12 protein-coding genes are annotated in these 14,005 nt (G+C 48.2%); 3 read left to right on the forward strand and 9 right to left on the reverse strand.

Translation table 11 applies throughout. From position 1 onward, the window contains the following. Window positions 1–151 precede the first annotated feature (151 nt). The 8 genes from A1359_RS08250 to A1359_RS08285 all read right to left on the reverse strand — a co-directional run bounded on the left by A1359_RS08250 (window position 152) and on the right by A1359_RS08285 (window position 10,757). Entirely contained in the window at window positions 152–2,239 is a 2,088-nt protein-coding gene (locus A1359_RS08250; RefSeq protein ID WP_066980834.1) for a Vgb family protein, read from the reverse strand. 105 nt (window positions 2,240–2,344) lie between these two features. Continuing rightward, the gene (locus A1359_RS08255; protein WP_198159297.1) at window positions 2,345–4,861 is read right to left on the reverse strand and encodes an arylsulfatase; all 2,517 of its coding nucleotides are present in this window, start codon (window positions 4,859–4,861) and stop codon (window positions 2,345–2,347) included. Window positions 4,862–5,668: 807 nt separating this feature from the next. Then, window positions 5,669–6,553 (reverse strand): GGDEF domain-containing protein, encoded by an 885-nt coding sequence (locus A1359_RS08260; protein WP_066980840.1) that lies wholly within the window; start codon window positions 6,551–6,553, stop codon window positions 5,669–5,671. A 132-nt stretch (window positions 6,554–6,685) separates the two neighbouring features. Beyond that, on the reverse strand, window positions 6,686–7,234 hold the full coding sequence (sufT, locus tag A1359_RS08265) for a putative Fe-S cluster assembly protein SufT (protein ID WP_066980842.1): 549 nt from the start codon (window positions 7,232–7,234) through the stop codon (window positions 6,686–6,688). An 8-nt stretch (window positions 7,235–7,242) separates the two neighbouring features. After that, the gene (locus A1359_RS08270; RefSeq protein ID WP_066980845.1) at window positions 7,243–7,971 is read right to left on the reverse strand and encodes an SDR family NAD(P)-dependent oxidoreductase; all 729 of its coding nucleotides are present in this window, start codon (window positions 7,969–7,971) and stop codon (window positions 7,243–7,245) included. Continuing rightward, window positions 7,962–8,636, reverse strand: a complete 675-nt coding sequence (locus A1359_RS08275; RefSeq protein WP_066980849.1) for an HAD family hydrolase — start codon at window positions 8,634–8,636, stop codon at window positions 7,962–7,964. Before A1359_RS08275 ends, A1359_RS08270 begins: the two co-directional genes overlap by 10 nt. 2 nt (window positions 8,637–8,638) lie before the next feature. Beyond that, window positions 8,639–9,346, reverse strand: a complete 708-nt coding sequence (gene ubiG, locus A1359_RS08280) for a bifunctional 2-polyprenyl-6-hydroxyphenol methylase/3-demethylubiquinol 3-O-methyltransferase UbiG (protein ID WP_066980853.1) — start codon at window positions 9,344–9,346, stop codon at window positions 8,639–8,641. A 166-nt stretch (window positions 9,347–9,512) separates the two neighbouring features. Continuing rightward, the gene (locus A1359_RS08285; protein ID WP_066980855.1) at window positions 9,513–10,757 is read right to left on the reverse strand and encodes an HlyC/CorC family transporter; all 1,245 of its coding nucleotides are present in this window, start codon (window positions 10,755–10,757) and stop codon (window positions 9,513–9,515) included. Between the two features lie 234 nt (window positions 10,758–10,991). On the opposite strand from A1359_RS08285, the gene A1359_RS08290 reads away from it, so the two are divergent. From A1359_RS08290 to A1359_RS08300, 3 genes are all read left to right on the forward strand, one after another. Continuing rightward, window positions 10,992–12,413 carry a sigma-54 dependent transcriptional regulator gene (locus tag A1359_RS08290; RefSeq protein ID WP_066980858.1) on the forward strand — a complete coding sequence of 474 codons (1,422 nt, stop codon included), beginning with the start codon at window positions 10,992–10,994 and terminating at the stop codon, window positions 12,411–12,413. A gap of 243 nt (window positions 12,414–12,656) precedes the next feature. Beyond that, window positions 12,657–13,313, forward strand: a complete 657-nt coding sequence (locus A1359_RS08295) for a hypothetical protein (protein ID WP_066980861.1) — start codon at window positions 12,657–12,659, stop codon at window positions 13,311–13,313. A gap of 96 nt (window positions 13,314–13,409) precedes the next feature. After that, a complete protein-coding gene (locus A1359_RS08300) occupies window positions 13,410–13,751 on the forward strand; it encodes a DUF2004 domain-containing protein (protein WP_066980864.1) in 342 nt (113 codons plus the stop codon). A gap of 55 nt (window positions 13,752–13,806) precedes the next feature. Here A1359_RS08300 and A1359_RS23135 read toward each other — a convergent pair. Further along, window positions 13,807–14,005: hypothetical protein (locus A1359_RS23135; RefSeq protein ID WP_232322160.1), on the reverse strand; the 199-nt coding region annotated here is incomplete at its 5' end.

Consider the following 14,005-nt stretch of genomic DNA (forward strand, 5'->3'; position numbering starts at 1 on the left):
GCTTGCAATTGGGGAGGAGACCATGTCATCAATCTGCGCGCTGTCAATGCAGTGGCAACTTTACCAATGGAGAGGTCGCCGTCCAGTTTGTACACTCATGAGCCATCTGCGTGGGAAAAAGTGCGTTGGCCCGATTCGGCGCCGTGACGATCTATTGCGCTTCGGCCGGCCCGATCAACGGCGTGCGCACAGGTTTGGCCAAACCGAAGAAAACAACCGCGCTGTTAGCGGCAAAGCGGGTGGACAGCGCTTCGTCCGGCACTTGGCTGAAGCCTGCATTCGTCTGGTCCCAGCTGTTGGCTACCCAAGCATTACCGGCAGCATCAAGAATGACGCCCGTAATGGTTTGTAGGCCACCAATGTAGCCGCTTGTAGGTGAAATAGGATCGCCTGTCGCAAATTCCGGCGGGCAAGTCTCGGTGCGCACACCACACAACTGGGTGATGGAGTGACTCATGGAATTCGAAACCCAGACATTGTCATTGCCGTCAATGGCAATGCCCCAAGCCCCGTTCATACTCTTGCCGGCGTTAAAGGGCCCAAGAATCGTACCGTCAGGACGTATCATCGACACATCGCCTCCTGGGTACTTGTCGCTGATGTCCCACAGATCGATCCACTCCTTGGCTGCGCGCTCATCGCTCGACATTGAATCTTCGAGACTATTAATCTTCGCTGTGAATTTTTCCTTGATGAATGCCAGTTTTTCCATAATACCGGGGTGACCAATGGAGTTAGCGACCCATGCATTGCCCTTACTGTCGATGGCAATACCGTGCGGGCTGTATCCAACTTCAATCTCCACGGCGTTACTTGGATCGCTGGCCGGAAAGCGGGTTACGGTGTTTGAGCCACTATTGGTGACCCAAATTCTGTCTTGCTGGTCAATAGCTAGGCTGAAGGGTTTTTTGACCTTGAGTGTGCCGTCTACGGGTTTGCCGTCTACGATTTGGCCCAAAATACGGCCTTTTAAGGCGTCACCTTGGGGGAGATGAACGACCTGACTATGCTCGTTGTCGAGTGTCCATACGTCGCCATTCGGGGTGATGATGATGCCTTGCATTTGGCCCAGTTTACCGTCGAAGTTGTAGCCGTTCTCTGGCGAAAGCGGTTGCCCAGTTTTGCGATCGAACACGGAAATGGTTCTGCCGATAATGCTGGTGACCCAGACCTTGTCATCAGCGGAAATGGCTATGCCCCATCCGGCACTGTCAACGCCGCCACCAAGAAAGCCTGTGATCATCGGTGAAAGTGGCTTACCGTTCGGCGCGAACTTCGAGACGCCACCGCCAACCCACGCAAAAATCGTGGTTTGTGAGCCTACTAAGAAGTTGTCGTTTGCCCACATGTTACCCTCGCCATCGATGGCTGTGCCACCCACTCCAGAGTAGCCTCCTCCTGAGTAGACCAAGGATAGAGTCCATGCGCTAGGTGCGAAGTTGAGGTAAGGGATGAGAGCCACCTCGCGCCACCGTTTCCCAGCGGGGACGGGATAGAATTCGTCTAATAGTCCAAATAGTTTGTCTGCTTGATGCCACGGATAGCGGGCGATGTTCTGTGCAGCGGAAAGCGTGTTGGTCGGTGCGACCCCACCCGGGGGTGTCGTCACTTCAAAAAGCTTGTTGCATGCGTCCGGTATATCGGTGACGCAGGCCGACAGCAGAATGCCCAACGTGTTCAGCTTGGCCAGTGTGGTGGTCTGTGAACTGTTCAGCGGATCCATGATTACGGGTCCCAGGCCGCCTGTTTCGAGATTAACCAGGTTCGGCACGTTTCCGGCGGCTATCTGCAGTCCAAGTTTATTGCCACTCAACGTGGTGCCATTTAGAAACTGCGCTGAGGTCCATGCGGAGGCCACTGTGGTGAGCTCGTTTATCGTCACGCGCTCCGGGGGCTTAGTCCCCAACGTGGCCATCAAGGTGATTGCGGGATTCGGTCCTTTGCTGGATGTCAGCTTTACCTCTCCGCCCGCAGCGATGAGATAAAGCACGCCAGCGTCGTCCCTTCCGCTAGCAAGCGCCAAGTCGTAGCTGCCATCGTCATTCGTCTTTGCCTCAGCGAGCTTTTGGGGAGTACCCTGTCCCGCGAGCCAAAGGGTTACGTCTGCCCCGGAAATCGGAGCACCGTTGGCCTCGACCCGTCCTTCAATACGATCGGCAGCGAAGGCCGATACGGACATGAGTGCGGCCGAAAAGGTAAGTGCCACGCATTTCAAGGTTAGCATTATAGGTTGTTTCATAGTCTGATCATTTTGTCTGTTCCTGCCCAGGCAGCCGTTCTAGTTCTACGCGACGGCCTGCCGGAACCAGGTAATGTTTTCAAAACAATAGTTTATTAAATGAGATCAGTCGTTCACTTTGTCGTGAGCATCATTTATCTTCTTCTGTTCGGCCGGAGTAAATTGGGTGGGGCCAAGTTTGATGTTGAGATGATCTATGGACCCGGTGAAATCAAAAGGCAAAATATAGTCTTTCGAATTGATCTCGGTGCGTGTATCTACGCCCACATCAAATGTTTCATCCATTACTTGAATGAACGCGATTGAATTAGGTTGATTGTGTGAATCCACAACCACACCGTCAACCATCATGGTTCCGGTTCCACCTTTTGCAATTCCAGGCCCATCATAAACATAGTCGTATACAATAATGTGCTTCCCCGCAGTGAGCGGTTCTTTTCCAGCCCATCGGTATTGCTCGAGTCCCAACATGTTGTAGCCGAAAACAGGGATACCTTTTAGAATATAAAATCCCCATCCGCCAAAACGGCCTCCGGCTGTGACAATCATACCATTACCCCCATTGTTTGGCACAGTTACCTCGGCTGTAATCGTGTAAGACCTGCCTAAGATATTTGCTGCATTTGAGTCCGAAATTCCAGGATTTAAACCTATGTAATTGAACTCGGTTTTACCAACTGTTGTGCTCGGTCTTGGCTCAAGAGAGCGTGCGAACTGACGATTGTCCAGAGGGTAGACATTGTATTTCTTAGCCTCCTGGTTAAACAGGGCCTGCATTTCCTTTAGTTTCTGCGGGTTTTGTGCGGCGACGTCATTATTTTGAGAATAATCTTCATTCAGGTTGTACAACTCCCATTTGTAATCATCGATTGGCGGGAATGGTGCATTCAAAATCCATGGTCCGTGAGGCGGTACCGTATTGGCATACCAGCCATCGCTGTAAATGCCACGATTTGCAATCATCTCAAAATATTGAACCCTGCGGGTTGATGGTGCGCTGGCATTCTCCTTTTTAAAGGTATATGCCATGCTGGTGCCTTGAATAGGTTTTTGCGGGATGCCGTTGATTTCCTCGGGCTGTGCCACCTCGGCAGCTTCCATGATCGTGGGCATGATGTCGATCATGTGGTGAAACTGAGTGCGGATTCCACCAATATCGTCAATATGACCTGGCCAGGAAATGGCCAGACCTTGACGGGTTCCTCCGAAATGGGAAGCGACTTGCTTGGTGTATTTGAAGGGCGTATCGAATGCCCAAGCCCAGCCGACAGCCATATGGGGATAGGTTTCCCGTGAACCCCAAACATCATATAGCTTCAATTGATCTGCTACGGGAATATCGAGGATGCCGTTGAAAGACGCATATTGATTCGGGGTTCCCAAGAGGGTGCCCTCCGGGCTTGTTCCGTTGTCGCCACAGATGTAAATGATTATCGTGTTATCGAGCTGACCCATGTCCTCGACTTGTTGAATCACACGACCGATTTCATCATCAGTATAAGCGGCGAAAGCTGCGAACACTTCTGCCTGGCGCGAGAACAATTTTTTCTCATCGGCGGAAAGTGATTCCCATTTAGGGAGTTCATCCGGCCATGGTGTGAGTTGCGTATTTTCAGGAATCACACCCAAGCGCTTTTGATTCGCATAGATCTGTTCTCTCATCACGTTCCAACCCATATCGAATTTACCCTTGAACTTTTCGATCCATTCTGCGGGTGGTTGATGCGGCGAGTGTGTTCCACCCGGAGCGTAATAAATAAAGAAGGGTTGACCGGGATCTGCCGCTTGGAGTGCTTTCATTCTGCCAATGGCCTCATCTGCTAAATCTGTAGATAAGTTGTAATCGGGTTTTCCTCTCCAAGGGAAAATTTGTGTGTGGTCTTGAAAAAGGTAGGGCGTGTATTGATCTGTTTCGCCACCTTGGAAACCGTAGAAATAATCAAATCCCATTCCTGATGGCCATTGATCATATGGACCCGCCACACTATAAGCAAACGAAGGTGTATTGTGGTTTTTTCCAAACCAGGAAGTGGTATACCCATTTCCTTTTAAGATTTGCCCAATCGTTCCGTTGTCTACACCTATGATTGAGTTGTAACCAGGGTATCCTGTAGAAAGTTCGGTAATTACACCAAACCCTACGGAATGGTGGTTACGACCAGTAAGCAATGCAGCACGTGTTGGCGAACAAAGTGAGGTAGAGTTGAACTGCGTGTAACGCAATCCATTTTTAGCCACACGGTCTAAAGCTGGCGTTGGAATTACCCCTCCAAAAGTTCCACTTACACCGTAACCTGCGTCATCCGTCATGATTAATAATACGTTTGGTGCTCCCTTTTTAGGCACGACGCGTGGTGGCCACCAAGTTTTTGATTCGGCTACAGTTGTGCCAATTTTACCATTGTCTAGTGGTTGCGGAGCCGGAAGTTGTTTGCCGCTAATGGTCGTTGTTGCATCAGCCGCCCCAGGCGTACCGGTTGTTTGCACCTCTGCCTGTACAACAGGACTACCTAAAAACAGTATTGAAAGAAGTAATGCTCCCGAGAATTTACATGAGAGAGTTTTCATGAAATATGATGTAAGCAACCTAGTAAAATGAAAGTCTGTTTCATAATTTGTCATTTGTTGGATTGGTGTTTATTTAGAAGTGATTTGTAGGGATTTTTGAATCAGGTTGTAAATTCGCGGGCCGCTTTGAAACAGGCGGGCGGCAGGATGGACTTGCCTTAGGTGCTCGGCCAATATAGCCGCATCGTGATGAGGGATTGCAAGTCCTAACCCCGGAAATTTTGGAAAACTTAGTATAACAATAGCTTGCGTTACAGAAAGAACAAAATGGTGTGTTTAGTTGATTGCGTAAAGGTTCGTTTATGCAACAAACTGATCCTGCCCATAAATCAAGGGATTGCGTGTTGTATAAATATATTGCTTTATAACCACCATCCGGCTCCCAGCTTGAGTTATCCACGTTGGTGACGGGTAGAGATTGTGAACGATGCGAGTTCGTGGAATAAAATGCTTCATCGCCTCAGCAAACTTCTGCCAAGTACAACTTCGGTATTGGCTACGCCGATTTAGCCATTTAAACAGGAGTCGTTCTACTTGCTGGCGATACTGTCTTAAGCTTCTGGATTCCCATTTACCCCATAGTACTGGATATGGCCTTGTAGATCGCGTCTCGCATATTACTGCACCTGATTAGCAAGCTCCTTCAGCTAACATGTGTAATCCAGGTTATTGCGGTTTAAAAAGCGCATACTGGTTTCAAATTCCCAGCAAGATCATCATGAGCTGAACCGAATCCAGTTTCAAAAGGGCTTATCACTGCCGGCCTTTCTCGAACAGTTTAGCACTGAGGTTCAATGCTAGGGAGCTCTGAAAAAAGCTCGCTAGCCCGACATCTATTTTGACGCAGGGGGATATTGAGGGTTAGCCTAAGCAAACCCGGTTTCTGCCTTCTTGCTTGGCTGTGTACATTGCTGCATCAGCGCGTTTCACAAAGCTTTCTGTGCTGTCGTCTTCTCGTAAAGAACTAACACCCAGACTGGCAGTGATATTCAACACATCCATGCCATAAGCCAGGGTGTGGGACTCAATGCTACTGCGCACGCGTTCGGCAATAATGGCTGCATCGGTTTGATGGGTGTCTGCCAATAAAATCACAAACTCTTCGCCACCATAGCGAAAGACTGTATCGCAACCCCTTACGCTATCTTTCACCCAGCTTGCGACCGAAGCCAAAGCCAAGTCACCACAGTCATGACCATATTCATCGTTGATTGATTTAAAGTGATCGACATCGACAAAAATCAGAGACAAGCTTTGATTGCCGCGTTTTGAGCGGCTTATTTCCCGCAGCAAAGCGTCATTGAAAGCTGTCCGATTGTTGGTTTTGGTTAATGGGTCGGTGTAAGCCATTTGCAAGGCTTGTTGAAACAGAGTGGCGTTTCTTAAAGGGTAGATCAGGCAGCACAATAGACTTTCAAGCATTTTAAGCTCGTCTTTGCTGAAGCGTTGGCTGCGGGTCAGTTTGAGTTCGCCGAGTTGTTGCTCTTCGACTTTCAGCGCATAGTTGCAGGAATGACGGCCAACGATGCCGCGTTTGAACGCCAGACTAAACTCGTCATTCACATATTCCACACTATTATGCGGAAGGGTGGCCTGAATTTTATTGCAGAAAATTGCGATCAGCTCGTTAAATTCCAGCGTAGTTTGTAGTGCGCTGCTGATGTCGTAATGATGCAGATTGACCGCTGTCGAGGCTTCAAAGCTTTTGTTACTGACAACGGCTAACTCGGCTGCTTTATCTTTCATGACACTTTCCTCTAGGCTTGAATCAATGTTTTATATTGATTAAGCCAGTGTTGTGCCAGTTTAATTATGTTGTTTTAAATCATATTGTTAGGTCTGGTGTCCTGTTGAGAGTGGCAATAATTTGCCACTTGTTTAAAACAGCCCCAGTTGTACCTGGGCTACCTCAGACATCATTTCTCGTGACCAGGGTGGGTCGAGCACAACCTCGACATTGACAGTGTCGACACCGGGCAAAGCGCGCACGCATTTTTCCACATCGCTTTGAATCACTGGCCCCATGCCGCAGCCGGGCGCGGTCAGTGTCATTTTGATGTGAACATCGTTTGTACCCTTTGCATTACCGGTTACATCGCAACTATAAACCAGACCGAGGTCAACGATATTGACCGGAATTTCCGGGTCGTAAACGGTTTTCATGACTTCCCAGCAATTTTTTTCTACCGCTTGTGCGTCGGTTTCGGAAACCAGGGTATGTAATTCTTGGGTATCTTTACCCAGGGCGTCGGCATCGCTACCGGCAATACGCACCATGTGACCATAGTCGGTAATGACGGTGTAATTGCTGCCCAGGGATTGATGTATGGTTACTTCTTGGCCTTTATTCAAGGTGCTATGGTAGCCATCTGGTATGGTAACGATATTGACATCGCGGGTTAAGGTAACAACTTCTCTTTCTGCCATAACAATAATTAAAGTGTAAAAGTATTGGCGTCAATAATTTGACCAGTCATGCCTAGGCTGGCTGAGTCAAATAAATAACGGTAAATGGGGGCGAGACTACTCATAGCCGGTAGTTGTGTTTTATCTTCAGCAGGGTAGGCCTTTTTACGCAACGGTGAGTCGATGGGGCCGGGAACCAGGGTGTTAACTCGGATTTTCTGGCCGGCTTCCAGTTCTTCGGCCAGGATTTTGGCAAAACCTTCTAAAGCGATTTTTGAAACCCCGTAGGCACCGTTATAAGCCTGGGCCTGTCTGGCATTGGAATCAGAAGTGAATACAATAGACGCCTGCTGACTTTTCTGCATTAAGGGGAGTAACACCCGGGTCAATATGAAGGCAGCATTTAAATTAACATTTAAAGTGTGCCCCCAGTCTTGGGTTTTGTGGATTGCCAGTGGGGTGTAGGCACTGAATTCGACTGCGGAATGCAGTAGGCCTTGTAATGAACCATAGCGTTGCTCAATGGCGTCTGCCATTTCTTGATATTGCATTTCATTAGCGCCGGCTAAATCAAATGGGTACATGACCGGTACCGGGCCGCCGCTTTGCACAATGGCATCGTAGATTTTTTCCAGCTTGGGGATGCTTTTATCCAGCAAAATTAATTGCGCGCCTTGCTCGGCGAGTGCCAATGCAGCTGTGCTGCCAAGACCGCCGCCAGCGCCGGTAATAAGTATGAGCTGATTTGTTAATGACATAGGGTGGCTTGTATCCAGTGCTGTAATTGTTGCGGGTGATCGATCAGCGCATCGGCACCCCAGTTTTCCGGTTGGTCTTCATCTTTCAGATAACCGTACACAGCAGCCAGCGTTTTCATGTTGGCACTTTTGCCGGCGGCAATGTCATGAGAGGCATCGCCGACATAGACACAATTCTCCGGTCTGACTTGAGCTTGTCGGCAGGCTGCCAGCATGGGCTCTGGATGGGGTTTGCTGTTGGCTGTGGTGTCGCCGCTGATTACGCAGGCAGCACGATCCATCAGATTCATGGCGTTCATCAAAGGCAAGGTAAAGCGTTCGCGTTTGTTGGTGACTACGCCCCATTTCAGACCGAGTGAGTCGATCATGTCTAGGGTTTCATTCATGCCGGTAAAAAATCGGCTATGCTCGGCAATATTGTTTTGATAGCAATCCAGCATGTAATCCAGCATTTGAGTTTGCAACTTCTCATCGGTTTCTGCAGTGGCGTGTTTGATCATCGCTAGTGCGCCCATGGATATACAGGGTTTGATATTTGTATTATCAACGGCAGGAAAGCCGTGCGTTACAAGGGTTTTATTCAGGCATGCAATCAAGTCAGGCGCGGTATCCACCAGGGTGCCATCCAAATCAAACAACACACAGGCAAGTTTAAAGCCGCTCATGATTATGCTGGGCGTTTGAAAGCGGCGATGTAATTTACATCAATGTCTTTGCCTAGGCTAAAACGCTTGCCGAAAGGGTTGTACTGAATACCGGTCATGGCTTGCAGTTCTAGCCCGGCAATGCGTGCTGACTGGCATAGTTCTGCTGGTTTGATGAATGTTTTGTATTCGTGCGTACCCTTGGGCACCATTTTAAACAAATGTTCCGCAGCTACAATGGCCAGCAAATAAGCTTTGGGTACACGGTTTAGAGTCGAAAAAAACACCATGCCACCGGGTTTGACCAGGCTCGCGCAGGCGCGAATGATGGATGCAGGATCGGGAACGTGTTCCAGCATTTCCATGCAGGTGACATGGTCAAACGAGGATGGTTTTTGTTCGGCTAAGGTTTCCGCGCTGATTTTTTGGTAATGGGCATGAATGCCGGTTTCCAGCCCATGCAAATCTGCGATATCGATCAGGTCTTCACTGAGATCAATGCCCAAGGCATTCGCACCGCATTTGGCCAAACCTTCGGTCAAGATGCCGCCGCCACAGCCGATATCGACTACCTGCGCACCTTGTAAATCGGCATATTGCTGAATGTATTGCAGGCGCAAAGGGTTGACATCATGCAAGGTTTTAAATTCGCCGTTCAGGTCCCACCAACGCTCGGCTTGAGAGCCAAATTTGTGGATTTCGTGTTGATGTACGTTCTCAGTCATAGTCATACCAGGCTAAATTGGGCTATATCTTACTATATTACTTGGTTATTGGGCACCAACGCTAAAATAGACAATTCAAGAAGGTCACATTTTGTTGATGGATCAGGTGAGGATGTTTTTAAAGTTGACTCAAGCGTATATCAATAGGGTAATTGCCGAAGTAAAAAATCAATCAATTTGAAGGATGAAAGCGTACCGATTTAACTGTATGTTCATCACGTTGTATGATCTCTATGATATGGCCATGCAGTTTAATACTGGTACTGGGTTCAGGAATAGTTTCCATGTATTCGATAATCAAACCGTTTAAGGTTTTTGGGCCTTCCGTGGGTAAATCCCATTGTGTGACGCGGTTGAGTTCTCGAACCGTCACGCTGGCATCTACCAGATAGCCACCGTCACTTTGCAGTTTGATGTCGGGCGCTTCGGCCACCAGTTCACCGACAATTTCTTGTAATAAATCGTCCAGGGTTAACAAGCCTTGCACATCGCCATATTCATCCACTACTAAACCGATACGCAGCTTTTCGGTTTTAAATATCTGCATCTGTTTATGAATAGACGTACTGGCAGGGATAAAGAAAGGTTTGACCAAGCTCTCGATGATGACTTGCTTGTCAAAATTCGGGTGATTAATGTTGGATAAAACCGTGCGAAGATGTAAAAAACCGATTACACGGTCGATGTTTTTTTTGTAGACCGGCAAGCGTGTATGCGGGCTATTGCGCAGTTGCTCGACAATATCTTCTATGGAATCTTCAAGGTCGACGCCAACGATTTCTTTCCGATGCGTCATAATATCTTCAACGCTTGCCGACTCCAGATCCAGAATACTCAGCAGCATCTTTTGGTAACGGGCGGGGAGCAGATGATCGGTGTCTGCGACGATGCTTTTTAATTCATTTTTATCCAGACTGTCTTTTTTAGCTTTTTTAGGATTAACTCCCACGATGCGTAACAACAGGTTGGAGATGACATTGACTATCCAGACGATGGGGTAAAACACTTTCAACATTGGGGCGTAAAACCATGCCGAAATAAAGGCCAGTGTTTCCGGTTTTAAGGCAGCCAGCGTTTTGGGTGTGACTTCCGAAAAAATTAATACTACGATGGTTAATATGGCCGTAGCCGGGGCAATAGCCTCATCGCCGCCAATACGAATGGCGATCAAAGTGGCAATTGAAGAAGCCAGAATGTTGACGAAATTATTGCCTAATAGGATTAAACCGAGTAATCGATCCGGTCTTTTCAACAATTGGTGAGCTTTCATAGCCCCACGGTGTTTCTGTTTGACTAGATGCTGCAATCGATAACGATTGAGCGTCATTAAAGCAGTCTCAGAACCAGAAAAAAAAGCGGATAACAGTAGTAAAACGGCGAGTACACTGAACAGTATACTTAATGGGATGTCGTTCAATGAAGTGGCTCAGGGTGGCAAAACATGACGTTAGTTTCTATGCTGACGAATTTTTGTCAAGTTCTTAAGGGATTTTTAAGCGGATTGAATGACTTAGATTTTATGCAATCCAAGTGAAGTTTGTTATGCAATAAATTGAATTGAGTAGCATTTTGACAACTAACAGATTCAATGCTTAACTTAAAAAGTTTATAAGTGCTGTTCATCCTGATCAGTCCTTCACAGAGTATACGCATGGTTTTGCCCGACATTTTGCTAATTGATGACAATGCAATCAGAGCTCAGCAGGTTGAGGCGGTGCTCAGGTTTATGGAATATGGACTTACCTCGGTTAGCGGTGTTGATTGTCAGGCCGTATTGCAAAATCTTCAGCCTGTTGATGTGGTGTTTGTCGGTGCCGCCGTTGAAAAGCAGGCCACACTGTTAAGGCTGGTCAGCGAAAATTGTGCTGAAACACCTATTTTTTTACTGGTGGATAAAGCAGCGCCGCCGGTTTCCAGTGCGATTCAGCAAATGGTCAGCCGGGTTTTAGAGTGGCCTACAGTCCATTCAACGCTGACAGACGCATTAAACGCCTTGCCGCAACTGCACCCCCCCAAAAAAAACAAATCACATAAAGGCTTGGCTGGCCGCAGTTTAGCAATCCAAAAAACCCGTGATTTGATTGATCAAGTCGCTAAATCAGAAGCCACTGTGCTGATTTTAGGCGAATCGGGGACCGGCAAAGAAGTGGTCGCCCAAGCCTTGCATCGCGCCTCGCTTCGTCATGACAAACCTTTTGTGCCAGTCAATTGCGGCGCTATTCCCGGAGAGCTTTTAGAAAGTGAATTATTTGGTCATGAAAAAGGCTCATTTACCGGCGCCTTAAGCTCCCGTCAGGGCCGATTTGAACTGGCTGAGGGCGGTACACTATTTCTGGACGAGATAGGTGACATGCCTATGCCCATGCAGGTTAAATTGTTGCGCGTATTACAGGAGCGCACCTTCGAGCGGGTCGGTAGTAATAAAACCATAAACTGTGATGTGCGGATTATTGCTGCGACTCATAGGCAGCTGGAGCAGGAAATCCAGGAAAAACGCTTTAGAGAGGATTTGTTTTATCGCTTAAATGTTTTCCCCATCGAAGTGCCTGCGCTGCGTGAGCGCACAGAGGACATACCCTATTTAGTAAGCGACTTAGTGGGGCGGATGGAAGCGGCTAAGCGTGGATCAGTCAAACTGACACGGGAAGCTATTGCCTTATTGATGCAGCACCACTGGCCGGGTAATGTGCGTGAGTTGTCCAATTTAATTGAGCGCTTGGCCATAATCTTTCCTAATGCGCGAGTCGATGCAGCCGATTTGCCGGAAAAATTCCAGGCTTATGAAGTACCTCAGGGTGCAAAACTGGACTGGGTGGAGCCGGAAAACGCTGTCAGTGAAAATAAAAATCCGGCACAAGTTTTAGGTGAAAAACCTGTTCCCGCAGCCTCTGGCAGTGCCGTTCAACTTCCGGAGCAAGGGATAGACTTAAAAGAATATTTAACCGACCTGGAAAACGAATTGATTAGACAAGCGTTGGAAGAATGTAATGGCGTAGTCGCGCATGCCGCCAAACTATTAAATATGCGCCGCACCACGCTGGTGGAAAAGTTGCGTAAAGTGGATGTTGCCTAGGTCTAAACAACCAGATTGGCACTGAACGAAGTCAAAATCCGAGTAGAGGAGCTTAGCGAGTTGGAGCTCAAGAGAAAAGGTATGCAGTTAGTGTTTTTAGAATGTCGCAAAGTGGCTGTTATTAATTATCACCGATGATATACAGAATGGAAAATCATATGCTGATCAACAAATTATCGCGCAGACGAGTATCTTCCGGTAGATATACTGTTAACTATCTAATTCCTTGTTAGAGCTTAGCCCATGATATCGACGCGCGATCTTGAGAACCTTCCGAAACCTGACGCACTCCGCAGCTTGTTGCAGGCGCTTGCGTTGCTCGACGCGATCCTTGAAGAAGAGTGGCAGTACCGCTACTACTCCTTCAATTCAAAGTGGTCAGCCACTGAACAAATGGGTTCCATGCGGAACGGCTCTGGGGACGACTTCTTTGCGATTTTCGATTCCGCCGGGTGTTTCTTGCGAGGTTTTGCTCACGAATCAGCAATGACGCCGTGGCGCGAAACGCCTCCAACTATCTGGCCTGGAGTGCTGGAAGAGGTTCCTCCGCAGTTCGAGAACTCGCTCAAGGAACCGGCGTTTCACATGGAGGACACGACATTTTGTATCTGGTCTCTTGCCAGTGATTCCGCTTGGTCTCGTGGATCGATAGAATTTCCGGCCAACGAAGACGATCCAGACGGTTCGCTATGGATGCTTTCGGCATTGGACGGAAACCCCACGACATATCAATTATTCGCAAAGGAGTACTTCGAGCTCGATGTTGGGCTGGATGCGATCACCCGTGTGTTTGCCCAAGAACCTCTTTCGGTTGAGCTGCTTCAAGCGTTTCCTTCCTCGCGCAACTTACAAGATGTCATTGCAGATGCTGAAGAAATTGGTTACCCGATCAAGCCCTAACATGGCGCTCAACCTCGCTCCCTTCGGTCGCTGGACGCTGCGCGATAAAGCCGCGCAGCGCCGGTTAGCTCTACGTTAGACACACAGGAGACTTCTATGCCCACAAATACTGCTGAAGTTGCAAGACGCGAGAAAGCAGCTCTTGCTGTCATTAGGAGTGCTTTTGGAACAGAGGAGGATGAATTCGGTGCCACCATGTTCGTTTCGCATCACCTAGAGGAAATTGAAGCCAGCTACTGGCAAACACATCTGGAAACTGACAAGCCGGAACCGGTTCGTGTGCTTGATATTCTTTCCTTACGCTCACACTGGGGTGATGATGACGACGACGGTATTGATGTGTTTGATTTTACGTTGCCAGGCGAAGTCACCGACTACGTGATAAGTGTACGCTTTGATGACGATGGAGAAGTCGATGAAATTTCGATGGAAAGCTAAGTTTTCAGAGCAATTTGCATTCTTGCTTATGAGCGCGCTTTGTCTAACCCGGCGCTCAACCTCGCTCCCTTTGGTCGCTGGACGCTGCGCGATAAAGCCGCGCAGCGCCGGTTAGCTCTACGTTAGGCATCATTAGGACAATGACTACCAAATATATTCTGGACCTATGCGACACCTCTGGGCAGCACAAGTCAATCGCCAGATTTGAGTCCAATTCACCGTTCACAGCTGTCAGGGTCACTGCCATTAAGTTA

The sequence above is a fragment of the Methylomonas lenta genome (assembly GCF_001644015.1).
In the GTDB taxonomy this organism is placed as follows: Bacteria; Pseudomonadota; Gammaproteobacteria; order Methylococcales; family Methylomonadaceae; genus Methylomonas; species Methylomonas lenta.

What these genes read in the sequence shown, in the direction of transcription:
- A1359_RS08290 (WP_066980858.1), top strand. Translation starts at nt 10,992, where the DNA reads ATGGTTTTGCCCGACATTTTGCTAATTGATGACAATGCAATCAGAGCT.
- A1359_RS08295 (WP_066980861.1), top strand. Translation starts at nt 12,657, where the DNA reads ATGATATCGACGCGCGATCTTGAGAACCTTCCGAAACCTGACGCACTC.
- A1359_RS08275 (WP_066980849.1), bottom strand. Translation starts at nt 8,636, where the DNA reads ATGAGCGGCTTTAAACTTGCCTGTGTGTTGTTTGATTTGGATGGCACC.
- sufT (WP_066980842.1), bottom strand. Translation starts at nt 7,234, where the DNA reads ATGGCAGAAAGAGAAGTTGTTACCTTAACCCGCGATGTCAATATCGTT.
- A1359_RS08260 (WP_066980840.1), bottom strand. Translation starts at nt 6,553, where the DNA reads ATGAAAGATAAAGCAGCCGAGTTAGCCGTTGTCAGTAACAAAAGCTTT.
- ubiG (WP_066980853.1), bottom strand. Translation starts at nt 9,346, where the DNA reads ATGACTATGACTGAGAACGTACATCAACACGAAATCCACAAATTTGGC.
- A1359_RS08250 (WP_066980834.1), bottom strand. Translation starts at nt 2,239, where the DNA reads ATGAAACAACCTATAATGCTAACCTTGAAATGCGTGGCACTTACCTTT.
- A1359_RS08255 (WP_198159297.1), bottom strand. Translation starts at nt 4,861, where the DNA reads ATGACAAATTATGAAACAGACTTTCATTTTACTAGGTTGCTTACATCA.
- A1359_RS08270 (WP_066980845.1), bottom strand. Translation starts at nt 7,971, where the DNA reads ATGTCATTAACAAATCAGCTCATACTTATTACCGGCGCTGGCGGCGGT.
- A1359_RS08300 (WP_066980864.1), top strand. Translation starts at nt 13,410, where the DNA reads ATGCCCACAAATACTGCTGAAGTTGCAAGACGCGAGAAAGCAGCTCTT.